General features: G+C 70.1%; 14 protein-coding genes. 10 read left to right on the top strand and 4 right to left on the bottom strand.

Annotated features, from left to right (window positions below; translation table 11 throughout):
* The first annotated feature begins 404 nt into the window (after positions 1-404).
* On the top strand, positions 405-1628 hold the full coding sequence (locus GA0115234_RS27215) for a 3-deoxy-7-phosphoheptulonate synthase (protein WP_256088827.1): 1224 nt from the start codon (positions 405-407) through the stop codon (positions 1626-1628).
* A gap of 138 nt (positions 1629-1766) precedes the next feature.
* Here the strand turns inward: GA0115234_RS27215 and GA0115234_RS27210 are convergent, their stop codons facing one another.
* Together GA0115234_RS27210 and GA0115234_RS27205 are read right to left on the bottom strand one after the other, a co-directional pair.
* On the bottom strand, positions 1767-2225 hold the full coding sequence (locus GA0115234_RS27210) for a MarR family winged helix-turn-helix transcriptional regulator (protein ID WP_093546936.1): 459 nt from the start codon (positions 2223-2225) through the stop codon (positions 1767-1769).
* Positions 2226-2387: 162 nt separating this feature from the next.
* Complete coding sequence (locus GA0115234_RS27205) at positions 2388-4391, bottom strand: anthranilate synthase family protein (protein ID WP_093546933.1); 2004 nt, start codon at positions 4389-4391, stop codon at positions 2388-2390.
* A gap of 216 nt (positions 4392-4607) precedes the next feature.
* Between GA0115234_RS27205 and GA0115234_RS27200 the strand changes: the two genes are divergently transcribed.
* The 5 genes from GA0115234_RS27200 to GA0115234_RS27180 all read left to right on the top strand — a co-directional run bounded on the left by GA0115234_RS27200 (position 4608) and on the right by GA0115234_RS27180 (position 11150).
* Positions 4608-5768: an FAD-dependent monooxygenase gene (locus tag GA0115234_RS27200; protein WP_093546930.1), complete on the top strand. Its 1161-nt coding sequence runs from the start codon at positions 4608-4610 to the stop codon at positions 5766-5768.
* A 115-nt stretch (positions 5769-5883) separates the two neighbouring features.
* Positions 5884-7683 (top strand): non-ribosomal peptide synthetase, encoded by a 1800-nt coding sequence (locus GA0115234_RS27195; protein ID WP_093546927.1) that lies wholly within the window; start codon positions 5884-5886, stop codon positions 7681-7683.
* Positions 7684-7719: 36 nt separating this feature from the next.
* Positions 7720-8313: a flavin reductase family protein gene (locus GA0115234_RS27190; protein WP_093546925.1), complete on the top strand. Its 594-nt coding sequence runs from the start codon at positions 7720-7722 to the stop codon at positions 8311-8313.
* Positions 8310-9854 carry a 4-hydroxyphenylacetate 3-hydroxylase family protein gene (locus GA0115234_RS27185; protein WP_093546922.1) on the top strand — a complete coding sequence of 515 codons (1545 nt, stop codon included), beginning with the start codon at positions 8310-8312 and terminating at the stop codon, positions 9852-9854. The genes GA0115234_RS27190 and GA0115234_RS27185 overlap by 4 nt, the downstream gene beginning before the upstream one ends.
* A 93-nt stretch (positions 9855-9947) precedes the next feature.
* The gene (locus tag GA0115234_RS27180; RefSeq protein ID WP_093546920.1) at positions 9948-11150 is read left to right on the top strand and encodes an MFS transporter; all 1203 of its coding nucleotides are present in this window, start codon (positions 9948-9950) and stop codon (positions 11148-11150) included.
* Between the two features lie 93 nt (positions 11151-11243).
* Here GA0115234_RS27180 and GA0115234_RS27175 read toward each other — a convergent pair whose 3' ends face one another.
* Both GA0115234_RS27175 and GA0115234_RS27170 read right to left on the bottom strand, forming a co-directional pair.
* On the bottom strand, positions 11244-11912 hold the full coding sequence (locus GA0115234_RS27175; RefSeq protein WP_093546917.1) for an O-methyltransferase: 669 nt from the start codon (positions 11910-11912) through the stop codon (positions 11244-11246).
* A 143-nt stretch (positions 11913-12055) separates the two neighbouring features.
* Positions 12056-12472: an SRPBCC family protein gene (locus tag GA0115234_RS27170; protein WP_093546915.1), complete on the bottom strand. Its 417-nt coding sequence runs from the start codon at positions 12470-12472 to the stop codon at positions 12056-12058.
* 131 nt (positions 12473-12603) lie between these two features.
* On the opposite strand from GA0115234_RS27170, the gene GA0115234_RS27165 reads away from it, so the two are divergent.
* The 4 genes from GA0115234_RS27165 (at position 12604) to GA0115234_RS27150 (ending at position 18871) form a co-directional block, all read left to right on the top strand.
* Positions 12604-14901, top strand: a complete 2298-nt coding sequence (locus GA0115234_RS27165) for an ATP-binding cassette domain-containing protein (RefSeq protein ID WP_093546912.1) — start codon at positions 12604-12606, stop codon at positions 14899-14901.
* Between the two features lie 50 nt (positions 14902-14951).
* The gene (locus GA0115234_RS27160; RefSeq protein ID WP_093546909.1) at positions 14952-16397 is read left to right on the top strand and encodes a flavin monoamine oxidase family protein; all 1446 of its coding nucleotides are present in this window, start codon (positions 14952-14954) and stop codon (positions 16395-16397) included.
* Positions 16398-16557: 160 nt separating this feature from the next.
* Positions 16558-17790, top strand: coding sequence for a cytochrome P450 family protein (locus tag GA0115234_RS27155; RefSeq protein ID WP_329865786.1), 1233 nt, complete (start codon positions 16558-16560; stop codon positions 17788-17790).
* Positions 17791-17851: 61 nt separating this feature from the next.
* A complete protein-coding gene (locus GA0115234_RS27150) occupies positions 17852-18871 on the top strand; it encodes a carbohydrate kinase family protein (protein ID WP_093546906.1) in 1020 nt (339 codons plus the stop codon).
* Positions 18872-19212 lie beyond the last annotated feature (341 nt).

Raw genomic sequence — 19212 nt, 5'->3', positions numbered from 1 at the left:
CCGGACTTCCCGGCGGGATTCGGCACCGTCCGCGCCCCGGATCCCCGGGGCCGCTTCCGCCGGCCGGCAGCCGAGTCCGGCGGTCCTTTCCCCCGTGTGATCACACGCCTCCGCCGAGGGCGGCCCCGGCCCCTCCCGCGTACTCGGGGCCGGGGGCCCGCCGTCGCGGTTCCGGGCCCGCCCGGACACCGGCGCCGGGCCGCCCCGCGAACGCCCGGGACGTGACGTGCCCCGCGGACGACACCCCGCCCCGCGTCCCGCAGCCCCGAACAGCGCGCACGAAGCACAGCCGGCCGCACCCGCGCGGCCGCCCGGCCGCACCGCGGCCCCGATCCGAGAATCCGCCGCTCCCCGGCCCGAGAGCCGGGGCACCCCGGGAGATGACAGTGAACGACGGTACGTCAGTGGCCGGCCCCGACGTGGGGGACATCGATCTGGCTCCGATCCAGGGCCTGCCGGCGGCCCAACAGCCCGACTGGCCGGACCCGGCACGGGTGAAGGCGATCCGGGCGACCCTGGCCGGGCGCGACCCGCTGGTGCGGTGGGACGACGTGCGCCAACTGGGCGGCCTGCTGGCGCGGGCGTCCGAGGGCGAGCTGTGCGTGTTGATGGCCGGCGACTGCGCCGAGGACCCCACCGAGTCCTCGGTCGCCGATGTCGCGCTCAAGGCCGAGATGCTGGACGTCCTCGGCGACATCATGAGAGTGGGCGCCGGCCGTCCGGTCGTGAAGGCCGGCCGCATGGCGGGGCAGTTCGCCAAGCCCAGGTCGCAGGCGTACGAATGCGTCGTCGGCGGCAGCGTGCCGGTCTACCGGGGCCCCATGGTCAACGGGCCGGAACCGACCGACCGGGCACGGCGGGCCGACCCCGGCCGGATGATCGGCGGCTACCGGGCCGCGCGCGAGGTCCTCCGCTCGCTCGACGCCATCGGCCGGGGCGCCGGCGCCGCACCGCTGGAGCGGGTCTGGACCGGTCACGAGGCCCTGCTCCTCGACTACGAGGCACCGTTGGTGCGGCCGACCGGCGACGGCGGACGCTACCTCGCCTCCACGCACTGGCCGTGGATCGGCGAACGCACCCGGCAGGCCGACGGCGCGCACGTACGGCTGCTGGCACGCCTGGAGAACCCCGTGGCGTGCAAGGTGGGCCCGCGCACGACCGTCACCGAGGTGCTGCGCCTGTGCGCGCTCCTCGATCCGGAACGCAGCCCCGGCCGGCTCACCCTCATCGCCCGTTTCGGCGCGACGGAGATCGACGGGCTCGGTGCCCTGGTCCGCGCGGTGCGGTCGGCCGGCCATCCCGTGCTGTGGATGTGCGACCCGATGCACGGCAACACCGTCCAGGACCGGACCGGTCTGAAAGTCCGTCACCTCGACGCCATCATGGACGAGATCCGCTGGTTCCTGTCGATCGTCTCCGACCACGGTGGCAGATGCGCCGGACTGCACGTGGAGGCGTCGCCCCTGGACATAGGCGAATGCGCGGGTGCCGGAGTCACACCGGTGCGCGGCCCGCGGTACCGGACGCTGTGCGACCCTCGGCTCAATCTGATGCAGGCCGTGGCCGTTGCCGCGCACTGGCAGCAGCGCGCGGTCCGGCAGGACGAGAGGACGGCCACGCCCTCGTGACGGCGGGCCGCGGGGAGGCGCTGTCCGCATCCGGACGCGGACGGCATGCCGAACGGCGGGTGGGCACTTTTCGCCCCGTACTGCACCTGGGCGGCCCCGGCCACTGCCGTGTGCCGGTCCACGGGGGAGCACGGGGCCTCAGTGCAGCAGGGTGTCGATCGAGTCGGCGACCTTCTGGCACATCTCGGTGAACATGGCCTGCTCGCCGGGCGAGAGCACCTCCATGGCGGCCCGGACGTTCTCCTGCCGGCTGCGCGCGGCACTGGCCAGGAAGGCGTGCCCCTTCGGGGTCAGCGACGTGGTGTGCTCCCGCTTGTCCTCACCGAGCGCCGCCTGTTGGATCAGCTCCAGGTCCTTCAGGACGCGCAGCGCCTTGGACGCGGTCTGCCGCGACACCCCCAGGGACTCGCTGAGCCGCGAGGGGTTCATCGCACCGCGGATGCGGAGCATCTCCAGGACGTCGTACTGCTGCCAGTTGATGCCCTCGGGGTTGGTCGCGGTGCGCCGGGCGACCAGGACGCACTGCAGATGGGAGAGCGCGTCCTCCAGCTCGGAGGGCGGGCTGAGCTGTGCGTGGACAGCGTCCGTGTCCGTCATCGGTGAGCTCCTTCTGAGGCGGACACGGTGGGCCGGGGCCGCCGTGATGTCCGATGCACCCCTACTTGGTTTCCGGATGGAAATGATGCAAGCATAACCGGCTTGTCGGCGGGTGCGGCGGCCGCCCCGTCCGGGGCGGCCGCCGCAGTGCCCCGCGGTCGCCTACACCGCCCCCTCACGGGACGCGTCCCGCATCAGGCCCAGGAACAGTTCGGCCCCGGAGCGGCTGAGGACGGACTCCGGATGGAACTGCACCCCCGCGACACCGGGACCGCGCAGCGCGATCACCTCGTCCGTGCCCGGCCGTCGGCAGAGCTCCACCCCGGCCCGGTACAGGGCCTCGGCCGGGCCGTCCCCGGCGCGCACGGCGAAGGAGTTGTAGAAACCGACGGTCGCCGGGCTGCCGAACACATCGATCGTGCGTTGTGTCCCCTGTTGCGGCCGCTCGCCGCGCGAAACGGTCAACCCCAGGCAGGAGGAGAGCAGTTGGAAGCCGAGGCAGATGCCAAGGACCGGGTTCCCGCCGGCGTGCGCGTCGGCCAGCAGTCGTCGGGACAGGCCGCGGAGCCGAGAGATGCGGCGGTCACCCGTGTCGTCCGGGTTTCCGGGCCCTGGGCCGAGTACCACGGGGCCGCGGTGCGCGGCGAGCGCGCGCTCCAGGCCGGGGTCGTCGTACCGGTGCACGGCGGTCCGCAGTTTGAAGGCGCGCAGCAGGTGGGCCAGCATGGCGGTGAAGTCGTCCTCGGCGTCGATCACCAGGACGCCGTCCCCCGGGACGCCCTCCGCCGGGCCCGGCCGCCTCGTCCCGTCCCCGGGCTCCAGCCAGAAGGGGGCGAGGTTCTCGCGCCGGGCGGCCAGGCACTTGAGGACGAGCGGTGACGACAGCGGCACCGGCGGCCCGGCCGGCACGTCCGCCGCCCCGCGCCGGTCCTGGCCACCCAGCGCGCCCAGTACGCCGGCGAGCTTGGCCCGGGTCTCGGCGGCCTCGGAGTACGGATCGGAGTCGCGCACCAGCGTCGCGCCCACCGGCATCCGCAGCGCCCCGTCGGGCGCGATGTCCATCGTGCGGATCAGGATGGGGGAGTCCAGCCAGGGGGAGCCGTCGGCGTCGTTCCCGAAGAGCGCGAGCGCCCCGGCGTAGTAGCCGCGGCCGCTCGGCTCGTAGTGACGGATCACCCGGCAGGCGCTCTCCAGCGGGCTGCCGGTGACGGTCGCGGCGAACATGGTGCGCGACAGCACCTCCCGCACGTCCCGCACCCCGCGCCCGCCGATCTCGAACTCGGTGTGCGCCAGGTGGGCCATCTCGCGGAGGAAGGGGCCACGCACCCGGACGTCCCGGTCGGCGACCGCGCAGAGCATCTTCAGTTCCTCGTCGACGACCATGTACAACTCGTCGGTCTCCTTGGCGTCCTCGAGGAACGCGAGCAGCCCGTCCGGGTCCGGGCCGGTCGCCGGATAGCGGTAGGTGCCGCTGATCGGGTTCAGCACCACCTCGTCGCCCCGGACCCGTACATGAGCCTCTGGGCTCGCGCCCACAAGGGTGCGTCCCGCGCCGGGCCCGTTCCCGGCGCCGGTGTGCACGCAGAACGTCCAGTAGGCGCCGGACTCCCCGGTGACCAGTCTGCGGAACAGGGTGAGCGCCACCTGCGGGCCGTAGTCGTCCAGCCGGGCGGTGAAGTCCCGGCGGATCACGAAGTTGGCGCCGGTGCCGCGGGCGATCTCCTCGCGCACGATGCGGTCCACGACGGCGGCGTACGCGTCGTCGTCGAGGTCGAAACCCGCGCCGGTCAGGGTGACCGGTGCGTCCGGCAGCGCGGCCAGCAGCTCGTCCGTGTCGATCCGGTGGACCCGCTCGACCTCCAGCACCTGGAGGGGAGTCGCGTCGTCGTGGCATTCGAGGCCGCGTTCGCGGATCTGCCGGAAGGGGACGAGCGCCAGGGTGCCGGGACCGGTGACGCCCTTCCCGGGCAGGGGGATGCCGGATATCCGGTCGGCCTCGGTCACCCGGCCGAGCAGCAATTCGACCGGGCCGGGTTCTCCGGTTTCCGGATCGGTGCGCCGCAGCAGTGCGAACGCGGGGGTCTCGGGGGCGCCGAGCAATTGGCCGATGATTTCGGCGGCGGTGGGGGAGCTGGCCGGTCCGGTGGACAGGTCGGTGCGGGCCATGCGCGGATTCTCCTCGAAAGAGCGTCGTGTTCCAGACATGTCATCCGAAGCGGGTATGGTTTCCGAATGGAAATTACATGCTAGCGTCGGAGCGCGCCGGTGACCATGCGGCCCCGTTCGGTCCCGACGCGTCCGGGACCTCGGAGAGGGGTGGGCGCGCCATGCCGCCCTCGGGCCGGTCCGGATCGGCGGCTCACAACGACCCAGGGAGGAATCGTGCGGATCGCGGTGGTCGGAGGGGGGCCCGGTGGCCTCTACCTCGCGTCATGGGCCAAGCAGTTCGACCCGGCGGGCGAGGTGGTGGTCTGGGAGCGCAACCCCGAGGGCGACACCTTCGGATTCGGTGTGGTGTTCTCGGACGGGACGCTCCTCGGTATCAAGGAGACCGATCCCGCCCTGTATGACGCGATGGCGGCGCGGTCCGAGCGCTGGGCGGACATCGCCGTGCGCTACCGGGGCGAGGTGGTGCGCAGTGCCGGGCACGGGTTCGCGGCCATCGGCCGCAAGGAGCTGCTGCGTCTGCTGTACCGGCGCTGCGCGGAGGCGGGCGTCACGCTCCGCTTCGGTGAGCAGGGCCCTCCGGTGGAGCGGCTGCTGGCGGAGTACGACCTGGTCGTCGCGGCGGACGGGGCCAACTCGGCTATCCGGTCAGGCCGTTCGGATGCGTTCGGGACCTCGCTCGACACTCGTTCCTCGCGCTATATCTGGCTCGCCGTCGACAAGCCCTTCGACGCGCTGACCTTCCTCGTCGCCGAGAGCGGGCACGGGGCCCTGCACGGTCACGCCTATCCCTTCAGTGCGGAGCTGAGCACCTTCATCGTCGAGGCCGACGAGCATGCCTGGCGGGCCGCGGGGCTCGCCGCGCCGATCGCCGGCGTGACCCCCGACGGGAGCGACCGGTTCGCCGTCGAGCGGCTGGAGGAGATCTTCGCCGACACCCTGGACGGGCACCGGCTCACCGGTAACCGGTCCCGGTGGCGGAGGTTCACGGTGGTCCGTAACCGCCGCTGGCACCAGGGAAATCTGGTGCTGCTCGGGGACGCCGCCCACACGACGCACTTCTCCATCGGGTCGGGCACCAGGCTCGCCATGGAGGACGCCCTGGTGCTGGCGGGCCTGCTCCGGGACCACGGCTGTCTCGGGGGTGGCGGCGGTTCGCCGGAGGCCGCGCTCGTCGCGTACGAGCGGCGGCGCGGGCCCGCCGTGGCGGCGGCGCAGCGGGCCGCGCAGGCCAGCCTGGAATGGTTCGAGGACATCGGCCTGGCCATGGGGCGGGAGGCGTCGCAGTTCGCGTTCGAGCTGCTCACGCGCGGTGGGCGGCTGTCCTATGAAGACTTGACAGCGGCGGCTCGCTCGTCGGATAGTAGTTTCCGTTAGGAAATCATTTTGGTCGTGCCGGATACCGGAGCGAACCTTCGGGCGGCCGAATTCACTGCCTTCTCCCCTGAGTTCCCCGGGAACGTCCAGGGCTGCGCGGAAAGGAACACGAGGCATGTCCAGCCTCACATCCCCCGATTTACCGGCCGACCTCACTCTTCCCCGGCTCTTCGAGAAGACGGTGGCGAGGTTCGGTGCGCGCACCGCCCTGGTGTACAGGGGGGAACGCATTTCGTACGCCGAGCTCAATTCCCTCGCCAACAAGGCTGCCCGATCGCTGCGGCAGGGGGAAGTGGGCCAGGGCACTCCGGTCGGCCTCCACCTGAACCGTTCGGTCGAGCTCTACGTGATGATGCTCGCCGTCCTGAAGGCCGGAGGCTGTGTCGTCCCCCTGAACCCCGCCCACCCCGAGCGCGTGATCAATGACGTCCTCGACACCGCCTCGGTGCGCCTGGTCGTCCACCAGGGGGAGTGGGACACGGCCGTCTTCGGCGACCACATCCGCGAACTGCGCGCCGCCGATGTCATGGAGCAGGCCGAACCCCTGGCCGACAGTGACCCGGAGACCGTGGTGGACGCGGAGAGCACGGCGTTCATCATGTTCACCTCCGGATCCACCGGCAGGCCCAAGGGGGTCAGGATCCCGCACCGCGGCCTGGCCCGTCTCGCCGTTCCCAGTGAGGAACTGCGCATCGACGAGCAGGACTGCTTCGTGCAGCAGGCCGCCTTCTCGTTCGCCGCCTCGACCATCGAGATCTGGCAGAGCCTGCTGCACGGCGCCAAGCTGGTCGTCCTGCCGCCGGGGCTGCCGACCCTGCCGGAGCTGAGGGACGTCATCGAGGAACACCGAGTGACCTTCCTCAGCCTGCCGTGCGGCCTGTTCAACCTGCTGGTCGACAACGAGATCGAGAGCCTGCGCCGCCTACGGGTGATCACGATCAGCGGCGACTTCCCCTCGCCCCGCCACCTCGCGAGGGCCACCCGGGAGACCGGCGCCCGGATCTACAACTGCTACGGCTGTACCGAGGGCTCCTCCCTGGTGGCCGTCCACCCGGTGACGGCCGCCGACTCCCTCGCGCGGACGAAAGCCGTCCCCGTCGGCCGCCCGATGCCGCTGATGACCATGGCCGTCCTCGACGAGCGGCTCGAACCCTGCGCCCCCGGCGAGACGGGCGAGCTGTACATCGGCGGCGCCGGCGTGGCCCGGGGATACGTGGGTGACGAGGAGCTGACGGCACGGAAGTTCATCCCCGGCCCCCGGCCCGGCGACGGCCTCCTCTACCGGACCGGGGACCTGGCCCGTACCACGCCGGAGGGCGATATCGTGCTGGCCGGCCGCGCGGACAACATGGTCAAGATCCGCGGCTACCGGGTCGAGCCGACCGCGGTGGAACTCGCGCTCAAGGCCCACGACGCCATCGACCAGGCCGTAGTCAAGGCATTCGGTGACGAGGTCACCCAGAAGACCCTCGTCGCGTTCTTCACCACGCGCGACGATCGGCGCCCCGCGCATTCCGAACTCGTCGCACACCTGGGGGAGCTGCTCCAGGACTACATGATCCCGTCGGACTTCCACCGGCTGGACGCCTTCCCCGTCAACGTGAACGGAAAGATCGACCGGAGCGCGCTCAGGGCTCCGGACACCGTGGACCAGCGACTCGAAAAAGGTGCCCGCATGAACAGCCCGCTCGAAGCCGCAGTGCTGCAGATCTGGAAGGACATCATCGGTGTCGAGGACTGCTCGACCACCGACGCCTTCCTCGGCAACGGCGGCAACTCCCTGCACTTCGTGCAGCTCGCCTCCCACCTGAAGAATGTGCTCGCCATCGACGTCGGCGTCGAGGACGTCTTCCGCTGCGGCAACGTCGAGAAACTGGCCCGCCACATCGAGGAGATACGCGAAGGCGTCCACTGATCCGGACGCCCTCGTCCGCGGACGGGCAGTGACACGATGACCACGACGCAGAGCGCCGCACCACCCCGGACACCGGACGACACGCGCCGTCTGCGCGCGTGCCTGGGGAACTTCCTCACCGGTGTCACGGTGGTCACCTGCCGGCGCGGACCCGAAGTCCACGGCATCACGGTGAACTCCTTCACATCCGTCTCCATGGACCCGCCCCTCGTCCTGGTCGGTCTCGACAGGAGGAGCCGGGCCGCCGGACACCTGGCCTCGGGCCCCTACGCCATCAACTTCCTCACCGAGCAGCAGCGGGAACTCGCCCTGCACTTCGCGGGCCGGCCGATGTCCGGTCCCGTCCGCTGGACGACCGACACGGACGGGACCCCGCTCCTCGCCGACACCCTCGGGCACCTGGTGTGCCGCCCCTGGCGCCACTACGACGGCGGAGACCACCTGCTGCTCATCGGGGCGGTGACGGGCTTCGAGGTGCACGGCGGGCGGCCGCTCGCGTTCTTCCGCGGCGTGTTCCCGGAACTGGCCGCGCAGGACATGGGCGCGCCCTGGTCCGGTTCGCTCGACGACCCGGTCACCCCCCAACAGATCACCGCTTTCCATCAGCTGACCAGGGAAGGCCACGCATGACAGCGCAGAACCACGACACAGCCACCGGCACCCCGGCCGTCACCAGGCCGCTCACGGGAGACGAGTACCTGGAGAGCCTCCGCGACGGCCGGGAGATCTGGGCGTACGGCGAGCGGGTCGACGACGTCACCAAGCACCCGGCCTTCCGCAACACCGCACGCATGACGGCCCGGCTCTACGACTCGCTGCACGACCCGGAGCGCGCGAAGATCCTGACGGCGCCCACGGACACCGGGAGCCAGGGCTACACCCACAAGTTCTTCCGCATCCCGCGCACGGCCGAGGACCTGGTCGCGGACCGCGGGGCGATCGCCGAGTGGGCGCGCATGAGCTATGGATGGCTGGGCCGCAGCCCGGACTACAAGGCCAGCTTCCTGGTCAGCCTGGGCGTCAACCCCGACTACTACGGGGAGTACGCGGAGAACGCCCGCCGCTGGTACCGCGAGGCGCAGGAGAAGGTCCTGTACTGGAACCACGCGGTCATCAACCCGCCCGTGGACCGACACCGCCCCGCGGACAGCAACGATGTCTTCGTCCATGTGGAGGAGGAGCGGGACGACGGCCTGATCGTCAGTGGGGCCAAGGTCGTCGCGACGGGCTCGGCGATCACCCACTACAACTTCATCGCCCACTACGGGCTGCCGGTGCAGAAACGCGAGTACGCGCTGGTGTGCACCCTTCCTATGGACGCCCCCGGCGTGAAGCTGATCTGCCGCCCCTCGTACGGGGCGATGGCCAACTCCATGGGCAGCCCGTTCGACTACCCGTTGTCGAGCCGGATGGACGAGAACGACACCATCTTCATCCTCGACCGGGTGAAGGTTCCGTGGGAGAACGTCTTCATCTACGGCGACACCGCCAAGGCCGGCACCTTCCTGAACGCCTCCGGCTTCACCCACCGGCTCACCTTCCACGGCATCACCCGTCTCGGCGTCAAACTCGACTTCCTCGCGGGCCTGTTGCTCAAGGGGGTCGAGGCCACCGGGACCAAGGACTTCCGCGGCATCCAGACCCGCATCGGCGAGGTTCTCGCCTGGCGCAACATGTTCTGGGGCCTCGGTGACGCCATGGCGCAGAACCCCGACCCCTGGCACGACGGAGCGCTGCTGCCCAACCTCGACTACGGCATGGCGTACCGGTGGTTCATGACGATCGGCTACCCGCGCATACGCGAGATTCTCCAGCAGGACCTCGGCAGCGCGCTGATCTACGTCAACTCCCATGCCAGGGACTTCCAACAGCCCGAGCTGCGGCCCCTGCTCGACAAGTACGTGCGCGGCTCGAACGGCTACGACGCCGTCGAGCGCGTCAAGCTGATGAAGCTCATCTGGGACTCCATAGGTACCGAGTTCGGTGGCCGGCACGAACTGTACGAGCGCAACTACTCGGGCAACCACGAGAACGTCCGGATCGAACTCCTGCTGGCCCAGCAGAGCTCCGGGCTCGTCGACGCGTACAAGGGCTTCGCCGAGGAGTGCATGGCGGAGTACGACCTCGACGGATGGCGCGCTCCCGATCTGATCAACCCCAGCCGGCCCTGACGCCGGCGAGACAAGAAACAGACCGTCCGGACCCACGCGGCCGGGGAGCACGGGCTCCCCGCCGCTCGGACGGCTGCGCTGAATTGGAGTCACATGCCCATCGCCATCTTCACACTCGGGATCGGCGTCTTCTGCCTCAACACGACCGAAATCATGGTCTCCGGGCTCCTGCCCAGCTTGTCGGCCGAGTTCGACGTGTCAGTGTCCACGGTCGGATACCTCATCTCCATCTTCGCACTGGGCATGGTGATCGGCGGTCCCCTGCTGACGGTCGCGCTGCTGCGGGTGCCGCGCAAGAAGGCCCTGATCTGTCTGCTCCTCGTGTTCGTGCTCGGCCAGGCGTTGGGCGCGGTGGCACCGGAGTTCTGGGTGCTCGTGATCGCGCGGGTGGTCACCGCGCTCGCCGCCTCCGCCTTCTTCGGCATCGCCGTCGCGGTCTCCGCCCAGCTGGTCGGGCCGGAGCTGCGCGGGCGCGCGCTGTCGATCCTGCTCGGCGGCGTCATGATCGCCCAGGTGGTCGGTCTGCCCGCCGCCTCCCTGATCGACCAGCACTTCGGCTGGAGGGCGAGCTTCTGGGCAGTGGGCGCGGTGGCCGGGCTGAGCGCCGTCGCGGTGGCGTGGCTGGTGCCGGTCACCCCGCTGCCGGAACGGATCGACGTACGCGGTGAGGTCGCCGCCCTGCGCAACCCCCGGCTCTGGGCGGTCTACTGCACCAACGCCATGGTCATCGGTTCCATCGTGGCCGGCACGAGTTACTTCTCGCCGATCTTCGTCGACGTCGGCGGCTTCTCGCCCAGTGCCGTGCCGTGGCTCTTCGCGGTCTTCGGTATCGGCACGGTCGTCGGCAACGCGATCACCGGCCGGTTCGTCGACCGCTACATGATGCCGCTGATCTTCTACGGCCTCATCGGGGTGACACTCTGCCTGGTGGTGTTCGCGCTGGTCGCCCAGAACCGCGTGGCCACCGTCGTCGTTCTCGTCGTGCTCGGTCTGATCGGGCTGCCGCTCAATCCCGCCATGGGCGCCCGGGTGATGCGGGTGGCCAACGACGGCCCACTGGTCAGTACGGTCAATGCCTCGGCGATCAACGTCGGTGTGGTCCTGGGGCCTTGGGCGGGCGGCGTGGCCATCAGCGCCGGGGCGGGGCTGGTCGCCGCCCTGTGGATCGGTGCCTGCATGGCGTTCATCGGCCTGCTCTCGGTGGCGCCCGCGTACGCGGCCACCCGTCGCGCACGCCCCCTCGACACCGCCGCGGTGGCGGCGTTGCCCGGGAGTGAGGCCGGACCCCGCCCCTGAACCGCTGACCGCGCGCCTCCCGGTCCGTCCCGGCCGTGTGGGCCCTTCCTCCCGAGGGAAGGGCCCACACGGCGATGCCCGTGGGCCGGGCGGTCAGCCGTTGACGACCGCGAGTGTGAACCCGTCGTACCCCTTGGCACCGACGGTCTGCACCGTGGTCGCGGTGACCCGCGGCTCCCCGGCGAGCAGTTCGTGAAAGCCCCGGGCCCCCGCGACCGCCGGATCCGTGCTCGCCGGGTCGACGAGGGCGCCCCCGAGTACCACGTTGTCGACGACGATGACGCTGCCCGGCCGGGACAGCTTCAGCGCCCAGGCGAAGTATTCGGGAATTCCTGCCTTGTCGGCGTCGATGAAGAAGAGATCGAAAGGACCGGCGCCCTCGGCCTCGATCTCCGGCAGGATGTCGAGCGCCCTTCCGACCCGCTGGTCGACGACGTCGCCCAGCCCGGCGCGCTCGATGTTCTCCCGCGCGGCCCTGGCGAAGAGAATTCCCGATTCGATCGTGATCAGCTTTCCGCCCTCCGGCAGCGCCCGCGCCAGCCAGATGGTGCTGTAGCCGCCGAAGGTACCGATCTCAAGGATCGAACGGGCGTCGCCGAGCCGTGCCAGCAGATGGAGCAGCATTCCCTGATTGGGTGCGACCTCGACGTCGGGGAGACCTGCTTCCCCGCTCATTCTGGAGGCTTTCTCCAAGGCGGGATCGTGCGATATCAGCAGGCCGTTGGTGTACGAGTCGATCGCTGTCCACTGGTCCTGGTTCATGGCTCCTGCTTCGATGAGAAGTGGGCTGGAAGTACGGTCCGCGGATACCGAGAAGATTGAACAGAGGAAACCATATAGTGATTGTCCGCAGCTGGGCAGCGGCGGGCGCCCGAACATGTCCGCCGCGCCCGGGGCATCCCTTGTCAGCGGGCGCGGGATGCGGCGAAGCGGATCAGGGCTCGCATCGTGTCCGGCACCGGGGCCGTGATCGCGGCGCCGAACTCCTGGCCGGCCGAGGGGCCGTCGAGCTCCGCCCGGTGGGTGACGCGCGTGGCCCCGGAGAGCTCGGTCAGGTGGTAGGTGAACCGCAGCAGCGTCCCGTCCGGGATGCGCACCTCGGTGGTCAGGGCGGTGCCGGGAATGACGTTGGGGATGGTGAGGTCCGTCGGCGGCAGCCCGTGCAGGTCCAGCGTGCCCCGCACGCCGGGGGCCAGCGGCCCGTCCAGGGTCAGCTCGCGGACTTCCTCGTCCCACTCGGGCCACAGGGCCGGGTCGGCGTAGCAGTCCCAGACGGCGGCCTGCGGCAGGGCGGTTTCGATGCTGTGCTCGTACGTCCACATGGGGAACGGCCTCCAGGGGTCGGACCGGGTGATCAAGGTCGAAACAACGCTAGCGTATGATTGCCATGAGGAAATCACTAGGTGTAGTGTGACGGAAGCGGTGCCGGTGCGGCGGGCGGAGGTTGCGAACCATGACGGGCGGGACGAACGCGCGATTCGGCGGCGACATCGTTCTCGGCGGAGTCCGGGAGAACAACCTCAAGAACGTCTCGCTGACCATCCCCAAGGGAAAGCTCACTGTATTCACCGGCGTATCCGGCTCCGGAAAATCCTCGATCGTCTTCTCCACGATCGCCGTCGAGTCCCAGCGCCAGCTCAACGAGACATTCCCCTGGTACGTGCGCAACCGGCTCACCCGATACGAGCGTCCGCACGCCGAAGTGATGGAGAACCTGTCCACCGCCATCGTGGTCGATCAGAAGCCCATCGGCGGGAATTCGCGCTCGACCGTCGGCACCATGACCGAGGTGCACCCCATTCTGCGGGTGCTGTTCTCGCGGTGCGGAAAACCCGCCGTCGGCCCGTCGAACTTCTACTCCTTCAACGACCCGCACGGTATGTGCGAGAACTGCGAAGGGCTGGGCCGCGTCACGACGGTGGACCTGGACCGGCTGCTCGACGGGAGCCGGACGCTCAACGAGGGCGCCATCGCCTTCCCCTCGTTCGCGGTCGGCACCGCCCCATGGCAGCTGTACGCGGAATCGGGCCTCTTCGACCCCGACAAACCACTGGCCCGCTTCACCGAGCAGGAGCGCGAACTCCTCCTGTACGGCGGTGGGTTCCGAGTCGACCGCCGCAGCCGGCACAGCGTCTACAAGAACGAGTACGAGGGAGTGGTCACCCGCTTCACCCGCCGCTACCTCAAACGCGATGCGCACACCCTGAGCGACCGCGACCGGGAGGCCGTGGCCCGGGTCGTCACCGAGGGCTCCTGCCCGGAGTGCGGGGGAACCCGGCTCAACGCCGCGGCCCGGGGCTCCAGGATCGGCGCGCACAACATCGCCGACTACGCGGCCATGGAGATCGGCGAACTCGTCGGGGTGCTCGCCACCCTGGACGACCCCGTCGCCAAACACGTGGCGACCGCAGCCCTCGCCGTACTGCGCCGCATCGAGGCGGTGGGCCTCGGCTACCTCAGCCTGGACCGCGAGACGTCCACCGTGTCGGGCGGGGAGGGGCGGCGGCTGAAGATCGTGCGTCACCTCGGCAGCAGCCTCATCGACGTGACGTACATCTTCGACGAACCCAGCGTCGGACTGCACCCTCGCGACGTGCACCGGCTCAACGAACTGCTCATGGAACTGCGGGACAAGGGCAACACCGTCCTGGTCGTCGAGCACGACCGGCAGGTCATCGCCATCGCCGACCACGTCGTCGACATGGGGCCCGGCGCCGGGGCCCACGGCGGAGAGATCGTCTTCGAGGGCACGGCCGAGGAACTGCGCTCCTCGGGCTCTCTCACCGGCCGACGCCTGGGCGCCGTGTCCGGGCTCGACCGGACACCGCGCACACCCACCGGAGCCTTCACCGTCACCGGGGCCGCCCTGCACAATCTCAAGGACATCACCGTCGACATCCCGACCGGTGTCCTCACCGCGGTCACCGGCGTCGCCGGCTCGGGCAAGAGCAGCCTGGTCTCCGACGTCCTCGCCGCCCGCCACCCCGACGCGATCGTCGTGGACCAGTCGGCGATCGGCATCTCGCCGCGCTCGACGCCGGCTACCCACGTGAAGGTCATGGACACCATCCGCAAGCTGTTCGCCCGTGCCAACGGGGTCGACGCGGGACTGTTCAGCTTCAACTCCACCGGAGGCTGCCCCGAGTGCAAGGGCTGCGGCGTGATCGAGAACGACCTCGCCTTCCTGGACCCCGTCACCATGACCTGTGAGGTCTGCCGGGGCCGGCGCTACCGGGACGAGGTCCTCGATCACCGTCTGCACGGCCGCGACATCGTCGAGACCCTGAACCTCACCGTCGAGGAGGCGCTCGACCACTTCACCGAACGCACCGTGCTGAGCAGGTTGGCGCCGCTCCGCGAAGTCGGACTCCCCTACCTCACCCTCGGGCAGCCGCTGTCCACCCTGTCCGGCGGCGAACGGCAACGCCTCAAGCTCGCCGGCCGACTGCACGATTCGGGCGGTCTCCATGTCTTCGACGAGCCGACGACCGGTCTGCACATGGCCGATGTCGACACACTGCTCGCTCTTCTCGACCGACTCGTCGACGGCGGTAACACCGTCGTCGTGATCGAGCACGACCTGGACGTGATCAAGCACGCCGACTGGATCATCGACCTCGGCCCCGGCGCAGGCCGGCACGGCGGCCGCGTCGTCTTCGAAGGAACACCGGAACAACTGAGCACCGCCCGGGGCTCGTTCACCGCCGAGTACCTCAGAAAGGACCTCGCACAGGCCGCCGCACGACACTGACCCGCCCGCCGCACCACGCGCACTCCACACGACCGAGGAGAGACGGCTCGATGGCAGAACCCACACAGACCGAAGTCCGCCAGGCCCTGGACAACGGACTGGAGGGCCTGAAGACGCCCAGGAAAGTGATCGTCGTCGGAGCAGGCCTCTCGGGCCTCGCGATCGCCCATGAACTCACCCGACGCGGTAGCGACGTCACCGTGCTGGAGGCGAGCGACCGCCCCGGCGGACGCGCCTACACCCTGCGTGACCCGTTCGCGGACGGCCTGTACGCCGAGGCCGGCGCGATGACGGTGACCCCCTACTGCCATTACGCGATGCACTACATACGGGAGTTGGGCGTCGAACTGGAGACGTCCGACCTGGTCGACACGGACTTCGCCTACTTCGTCGGCGGACGGTTCGCCGGTACCGACCCCACCTCGCTGAACCGCCTCGGACTGCCGTTGAACGACGAGGAACGGCGGATGAGCGCCGACCAGATGGTCGACCGGTACGTGCAGGCCGTCTGCCGGGAACTCCAGCCGGAGATCGGCGCCCCCGAATGGCGGGTGACCGAGCGCATGGCCCCGTACGACCTCCGCTCGGTCCACCAGGTCCTCCGCGAACGGGGCGCGTCCGACGCGGCGATCGACCTCATGGAGCCCTACTTCCTCGAAATGCGGGGCGGGGACCTCAAATCCGCCTCGGCCCTGGCCTGGCTGAGGCACGAGGCGAGCCCGCACTCCCTGGTCAAGGCAGATGCCCGGTGGTCGAAGATCAAGGGCGGCACCGACCAGTTCCCGCGCGCCTTCGCCGAACGGCTCAAGGGCCACATCCACTATCGCCGAGCGGTGGTGCGAGTGGAGCAGGACGGCGTCGCGGCCCGCGTGACCTTCACGGACCAGGGCCGGCTCCAGACGATGGAGGCCGACAGGGTCGTCCTCACGGTGCCGTTCAGCGTCGCCCGGCACATCGATTTCTCCGACGCCCGGTTCAGCGACGCCAAGCACGACGCGATACGTCGGCTCAAGTACTCCTCGATCGTGCGGGTGTACCTCCAGATGCGGCGCAAGTTCTGGAAGGACGCCAACGCCAGCTACTCCACCGACCTCCCGGTGCGATGGGTCCGCGACGCGACTCCCCACACGGAGGGACCGCGCAGAATAGTCGAGTGCCTGATCACGGGCTGGCGCGCCAAAGCGGTCGCCGCGATGGGCGACGAGGAACGACTGCGGTTCGTCCTCGACCAGATCGAGGGGCCGCTGCCCGGCGCCCGGGAGCACTTCGAGACCGGCACCTCCGTCGTCTGGGACAAGCGGCCTCACGCCGAGGGCGCGTACATCCTCCCCGAGACCGGCCACGACGCCCTCATGCCGGCCATCCGCAAGCCCGAGGGACGGGTCCACTTCGCCGGTGAGCACGCCGCCTTCGAACCCAACGGGGGATCGATGACGTTCGCGCTGGAGTCCGCCGTGCGCACCGTCGTCGAACTCGACCGCGCGACAGAGGTCTGACCGGAGCCTGCCGCGCCGGGCACGGACCGGCCCCCTCCCTGGTCCGTGCCGCTCCTCCGCCCCACCCGCATCCCCCTTCCCGCCCGTACCACCGCTCTTCCAACTCTCACCATTTCTTCCGCCCGTACCGCTGCTTCGCCACACCGACAGGAGGCCCAGCGTGATCAGCTCCACCGACATCGTGGAACTCACCAGCAGAGGAGGACGGGAGGTCCATGAACAGACCGACCGGCTGCGCGCCGCCGGACCCGCCGTGCGCGTCGGGATGCCCGAGGGCGTCACTGCCTGGTCGGTCACCCGGGGCGAGGTGGCGAAATTCCTGCTCACCCATCCCGAGGTCTCCAAGGACGCCCGCAAGTCCTGGCCCGACCACGAACCGGGCGCCATAGCCTGGCTCAACCCCTGGGTCGACATCGTCTCCATGCTCACCTCCGACGGGGCGGACCATCAGAGACTGCGCAAACTGGTGGGCAAGGCGTTCACCCCGCGCCGCATAGACGACCTCCGCCCGGCGATCGAGGCCACCGTCCTCGAACTCCTCGACGCCCTGGACGCCGAGACCCCCGGTACACCGACCGACCTGCGTGCCGCCTTCGCCCTCCTGCTCCCGACCCGGGTCATCTGCGACCTCTTCGGCGTCCCGGACAGCCAGCGCCCCGCGATGCTGAGCGCCCTGGAGGCATCGCTGGAGACGGACGTCACGCCGCAGGAGGCGGCGGCGACCCGTGACAGCCTGTCCGCCGCGATGCACGCACTCATCGACCACAAGCGCCGCACCCCGGGCGACGACATGACCAGCGTGCTGCTCGCCACCCACGAGGAGGACGGGGACCACCTCAGCGAGGAGGAACTGATCTCCACGCTGATCAACATGGTCGGCGCGGGCTCGCAGACCACCGCAGCCGTCATCGACCACGCGGTGTGCGAACTGCTCACCCACCCCGACCAGTTGGCCGCCGCGATCGAACAGCCCCACCGCTGGGACGACGTGGTCGAGGAGACCCTGCGCCTGCACGCGCCGATCATGCACCTGCCGCTACGGTACGCCACCGCCGACATCGACCTCGGCGAGGGCGTCGTCGTGGGCAAGGGCGAACTCATCGTGATCAGCTTCGCCGCGCACGGCCGGGACCCCGGCGTCCACGAGGCGCCCGACAGCTTCGTGATCGACCGGGAGGACAAGGCCCACCTCGCCTTCGGCCACGGCGTCCACTACTGCATCGGCGCCCCGCTCACCAGACTGGAGGCCAGGATCGCCCTCCCCGCCCTCTTCGCCCGCTTCCCCGAGCTCTCCCTCGCCGCGGACGTGACGGAGCTGGAGCCGAAGACCTCCTTCATCGACAACGACTACCGGTCCCTCCCCGTCCACCTCCGGCAGCGGACCGGCCCGTGAACGACGCGGAGCGCCACCGGGCACCGACACGTTCCCGCCCCGCCTCATGAGGAGACCCGACGTGCACATCGCCGTCACCGGTTCGATCGCCACCGACCATCTGACGGTCTTCCCCGGACGATTCGCCGATCAGCTGATCCCAGGACAACTCGACCACGTCTCCCTGTCGTTCCTCGCCGACACCCTGGAGGTGCGACGTGGGGGAGTGGCGGCCAACATCGCCGTCGGCCTCGCCCGGCTGGGCCTGCGCCCGCTCCTCGTCGGCGCGGCCGGCAAGGACTTCGACGACTACGACGCCTGGCTGCAGAAGAACGGCGTGGACTCACGGGCGGTGCGGATCAGCGAAACCCTGCACACCGCCCGCTTCATGTGCACCACGGACGCCGACCACAACCAGATCGCCACCTTCTACGCCGGTGCGATGGCCGAGGCCAGACACATCACCATCGCCTCGCTCGACGAACACGCCGGCCCGCCCGAACTGGTCGTGATCGCCCCCAACGACCCCGAGGCCATGCTGCGCCACACCGCTGAATGCCGGGAGATCGGCCTGGCGTTCGCCGCCGACCCCTCCCAGCAACTGGCTCGGCTCGACCGGGAGGAGACCCGCAGTCTGGTGGAGGGTGCCGAGTTCCTGTTCACCAACGAGTACGAGGCGGCCCTGCTGCGGGAAAGAACGGGCTGGACCGATTCCCAGGTGCTCGCGCGCTGCGGCACCTGGGTCACCACCCGGGGCGCCGACGGCGTGACCGTCCTGTCGGAGAGCCGGCCGGAGCTATGCGTCGGTGCGGTCCCGACCGCGGAGGCCCACGACCCCACCGGGGTCGGTGACGCCTTCCGGGCGGGCTTCCTGGCCGGTGTCGCCTGGCGGCTCCCGCAGAAGAACGCCGTCCAGCTCGGCTGCGCACTGGCCACCTCGGTACTGGAATCGGTCGGCCCCCAGGAGTACGAGATCGACCCGGTGGTTCTCCTGCGCCGGATCGACGACACCTACGGCCGGTCCGCGGCGTCCGGGGTCGAACCGTTCCTGACGGATCTGCGTCGGCGGTTCCCCACCGAACCCGGTCGGGTCGCCGAGTGACGCGCAGGTAGTGCCGGCGGCCGGGTCCATCAGGAACACAACCACCTGCTCCCCGGCGGCACCGGCGACGCCGGGGTCGAGCAGGCGCAGGGCATCGCCGACGTCACGGACAGGTCCCGGCCCAGGACGCGCAGAGGGAAGCCCCCCGGGCTCCAACCAGCCCTCCAGCCGGGACCTGTCCTGACTCACCTCCTCCTGGTCATGCCGGAGCACGACGAAGACATCGGCATACCTCACCAGCACCGGAGTGCCCGGAGCCGCCCTGGGCTCTCGCCCGGCCCGGCACCACCTTGCATCGGCACCCGGCGGCCTCCTCCATCCCGTGCAGAGCGAGTTCAACA

The organism is Streptomyces sp. DvalAA-43 (genome assembly GCF_900091725.1).
GTDB classification, from domain to species: domain Bacteria; phylum Actinomycetota; class Actinomycetes; order Streptomycetales; family Streptomycetaceae; genus Streptomyces; species Streptomyces pulveraceus.
Note: the sequence above shows the minus strand (reverse complement) of the source record. Positions and strands in the feature narration are given on the sequence as shown.